A 4,640-nucleotide genomic window follows, 5' to 3' on the forward strand; every position below is an offset into this window, starting at 1 on the left:
CGGTGGCTAGTGCCGTTCTTGGAGATATCGTGAGACCCACAGGTCGGACAGGTCATCTCAATAGCCATGAGCTTGTCTCCCTAGTTATCGTAGTTGTGTAGCCTGATTTTCCTCCGTCCCGTGCATTAATGCACTACCCAATAAAGTATCATTTTGGCTGTGTCACGCCACTAGCTTATTTTGCTGTGATTCTGTCCCCGATTTGAACTCTTGAACACTGATAACCCTGCGATCGCCACTCCTCACCCCTTGCCGCCCCCCGAAACCCGCTGGGAGTGGTACAGCTTCCAGATGGGGCTGTTGGGGTTTTTCCTGTTTCCGAGTCCGTTTTTTTTGTTTGTGGCGGCGGCATTGTTGGGGACGGTGAAACGGGAATGGGAGCAGTGGCGATCGCACCCGATTAACCAAGCCCTCGGCCTGCTCTTCGTCTTGCAATTGGTCAGCGTTGCCTACTGCGATCGCCCCCTTGATGCCCTCCTCGGCATGGCGAATTACGGCCCCTTTTACCTCTTTTTCGCCGCCATTCCCTACCTTGTGCGCACTGCCGCCCAACTCCAACGGATCGCCTTTTTATTGGTGATCGGCTCCGGGCCTCACATCATTCTCGGTTGGGGGCAAATGCTCTGGGATTGGCAAACCCCCGAATGGTGGTCGGAAATGTTCGGCTGGTCGATGCTGCCCGGTGGGTCGCCCTGGCTGCGGATGTCCTCCGGCTTTTTCTACGCCAACAACTATGCATTTTACTTGGCGATTCTCCTCTGTTTTAACCTTGGTCTGGGGCTGATCGCCTGGCGCGATTGGCGCAACACTGGCCAGAGCGGCACGTTAATTCGCCTTGTGGGTCTGAGTAGCATCATTTTGGGCAATACCTCCACCCTCTGGATGACCCAATCGCGCAATGGCTGGATGTTGGCGGCGTTGGCGGGGTTAGCGATCGCTCTCTATGCGCGGTGGTGGTGGTTGCTCTGGTTCACGGGGGGCTGCGGTGGGGCGGTACTCTGGGCGGCCTTTTTTCCGGCGCAAGGCGGGGCATCCCTGCGGGAGATCATTCCCTTTGCCCTCTGGGGACGGTTATCGGGGGACATGTATCCAATTCCCGATGCTCTATCCCGTGCTAGCGTCTGGCAATTCGCCCTCGATCGCATTCACGATCGCCCCCTGTGGGGCTGGGGGATACGCAGCTTTGAGCACTTGTACGAACCGGCGATGGGGGTCTGGGTGGCCCATCCCCACAATATTTTTCTGCTCTGGGGGGTGGAATGGGGGATTCCCTTGGCGCTGTTCTTTATGTTCTGGGTGGGGTGGGTCTGCTACTCAGCGATGCGGCGGATCTGGGGGTCAAGCCTGACGAGCGATCGCCCCCAGCAGCACCCTATCCTGTTTGCCCTGGGATTAGCCTGGGGTCTTTGTGTGCTCTACAACTGTTTTGATGTGTCGATTTTTGATTTGCGCACGAACTTCCTTGGGTGGTTGTTGTTGACAATGGTGGCGGGCATCGGACAGTTTAGCGGCAAGCATGAGCCGCGTTAAAGTCCTCGCCATTTAAACTATCCATAGGGCTGATCCGCAGTGTCGGATCAGCGTCGATGCTTGTTTGAGTCGCAGGAGTGGAGCATGGCGGGGATGAATGTGCGGGGGGTGTTGGATAGTCAGGCCACGTTGTTGGGAATAACCGCAGTGTTGGGGTTGGGCGCGATCGCCACTAGCGGCCTCACAATACCCGCGCTCACGGTGGGAACGAATGTCACCTATGGGCTGATCGCCAATAAAATCGGCGCGTTGTGCAGTCGGTTGCGCCAGTGTGGTGATAGTGATGTATTGCGTAATCAGGACTTGGCTAAGGCAGCCGGGCGCACGGTGGCACGGGCATTAGTGGAAACGGTCAGCCCCAAACACCCAGAAATTAAACAGCGGTTGAAGAAGTTTGCTGACCACATCGAGGGGTATTGGGTGCAGTGGGTTGAGGCACATCAAAACCTCAAACCCTTTGCAACGCTACGAGAAGACCAGTTACACCAGATTTTTGCTCAACAGCCGGAACAGTTTGCTGCCTATGCGGTGTTACCGGAAGAACAATGGCGGGAGGTGGTGGCGTGGCTCTTTGAGCAGGGGTGTGAGGGGGGCGGCTTGCCGGATACCGTGGCCAGTTATGAAGATGTGATCGAGGAGTTGGCGGCAGAATTAACCGAGAATTTTAATAAACATTTGCGCCAAGTCCTGAAAGACGATGCGCACCAGGGCGGCAAGGCGTTTGTGGGGATGTTGTTTGATCTGCACGGGGCGACGTTGGCCAAAATTACCGAGATTCAGGCCCATTTACCCAAGCTAGCCACCTGTGAGGATTTGCGTCAGCTATTGCAGGCGTTGGAAACGGGGATGCGGGATGAATTGGCGCAAATCCGCGAGCTATTGCAGCAGTACCTTGACCCTCAGCAGGCCCGTTTACCGATTCCCCAACATTGCGATGCGATTATTGAGGAGAAAACACGGGATTTTGTGGGGCGCGGTTTTGTCTTTGAGGCGATTCGGGATTTTTTGCGGAATCGGCCCAAGGGGTATTTTGTCCTGGAGGCTGATCCGGGGGTGGGCAAGAGTGCGATTATGGCACGATTGGTGCAGCTTTTTAAGGGCGGGTGTTTGGTGCATTTCAATACCCAGGGAACGGGGATTGTGAAGCCAGAGCAGTTTTTAGAAAATATCTGCACCCAATTAATCGAGAGTTACCACCTGGATTATCCGCGTTTGCCGGAACGAGCGACGGAGGATGGCAATGTTTTGATTCGTTTGTTGACTGACGCAGCGCAGAAACTCATGCCGGGGAAAAAGTTAGTGGTGGTGGTGGATGCCTTGAATGAGGTGGATGCGTCCCAACAAATCCGGGGGAGTAATTTGCTTTATCTGCCCGATGTGTTGCCGGATCAGGTTTATTTTGTAATGTCCAAGCGGCCACAGTCTCTAAAATTACCCCTGAGTGGCCATCTGCACGTCTTTGATTTGATGCAATATCCGGCGGAAAGTGTGGTGGATGCCCGTCGTTATGCCGAGCAACGGTATGGGAACAGCGCTCTGATTCAGGCGTGGGTGGCGGCGCGACAATTCACCCCGGCGCAATTTTTAACAGATTTGGTGGCGCGGAGTGAAAACAATTTCATGTATTTGCGCTACGTGCTGAATGATATTGAGGAAGGACTGTATGCCAGCGAGAGTCTGGAGAGTGTGTCGCGAGGGTTGAGGCGATATTATCAAAAACATTGGGATTTGATGGGGATGTTGGCTGACCCGTTGCCCATTGATAAGATTCGCACAATTTATGTGCTGGCGTTGGTGCGGGAGGCGGTGTCACTCTCGCTGTTAGCAGAGTTGACGGAATTAGCAGAACATCAACTGCGGCCAATTTTGCGGCAGTGGGAACAGTTTTTGCGGTTGCAGTTGGTGGGAGAGGATCGCCGCTACACGATTTACCATGCGGTGTTTAGGGATTTTCTCCGGAAGGAGGCTGAGGAAACGGGGGTGGATTTGGCGGATATTCAGGGTCGTGTTGCGGATGATTTCACCCAAGCAGCGGCCCCGATGATGACGGCATTGGGTCAAGGGTTAACGGCACAGATCGCGGAACAACAATCGTACCTCCTGCATCACCAACTGAGTCATTTTGTGGATGTGGGGGATGGGGAACAGTTGCGGGTGTGGCTGACGAATTTTGGGTTTTTGCAGCAGAAGTTAGAGGCGGTGGGAATAAGCCCGTTAATTGATGATTATGATCGGGTGTTGCCGTTGGTGTCCGGAGAAGAGCAACAAGCATTAACGCTGATTCAAGATGCGTTGCGGTTGTCGGCTCATGTTTTAGAGCAGGATCACACCCAATTAGCCGGGCAATTACTGGGGCGGTTGCTGTCGTTTGATCAATCGGACATTGTGAGGCTCCTAGCTCAGGCACAGCAATGGTGCGATCAACCTTGGTTTCGTCCCCTTCAGGCGAATCTGACCTGGCCACTGATCCGCACCTTCACCGGGCATTGCAGTGAGGTGACAGCCGTAGCGATCGCCCCCGACGGGAAACGAGCGGTCTCGGCATCGTATGATCACACCCTGAAACTGTGGGATTTAGAGCAGGGGACGGCACTGGCCACCCTCACCGGCCATACCCTCACCGGCCATACCCTCACCGGTCATACCCTCACCGGTCATAGTGCAGTAGCAATCACCCCCAATGGGAAACGAGCGGTCTCAGCATTGTGGGATAAAACCCTGAAACTGTGGGATTTGGAGCAGGGGACGGCACTGGTCACCCTCATTGGGCATAGTGACTTGGTAAATGCTGTAGCGATCACCCCTGACGGGAAACGAGCGGTCTCGGCATCGGGGGATAAAACTCTGAAACTGTGGGATTTGGAGACAGGGAAGGAACTCGCCACCCTCTCCGGACATAGTGGCTGGGTAAGAGCCGTAGCAATCACCCCCGACGGGAAACGCGCCCTCTCTGGATCATGTGATCAAACCCTGAAACTGTGGGATTTGGAGACAGGGAAGGAACTCGCCACCCGCGCCGGGCATAGTGACTGGGTAACAGCCGTAGCGATCGCCCCCGACGGGAAACGTGCCCTCTCTGCATCCTTTGATGGAACCCTGAAACTGTGGGA

General features: G+C 54.9%; 2 protein-coding genes. Both read left to right on the forward strand.

All coding sequences use genetic code 11. From position 1 onward, the window contains the following. The first annotated feature begins 210 nt into the window (after positions 1 to 210). The gene (locus PN477_RS19180) at positions 211 to 1,530 is read left to right on the forward strand and encodes an O-antigen ligase family protein (protein WP_272119361.1); all 1,320 of its coding nucleotides are present in this window, start codon (positions 211 to 213) and stop codon (positions 1,528 to 1,530) included. Positions 1,531 to 1,623: 93 nt separating this feature from the next. Next, on the forward strand, positions 1,624 to 4,640 hold a 3,017-nt coding region (locus PN477_RS19185), incomplete at its 3' end, for a P-loop domain-containing protein (protein ID WP_417158860.1).

Source organism: Spirulina subsalsa CS-330, from assembly GCF_028330765.1.
Taxonomy (GTDB): domain Bacteria; phylum Cyanobacteriota; class Cyanobacteriia; order Cyanobacteriales; family Spirulinaceae; genus Spirulina; species Spirulina subsalsa_A.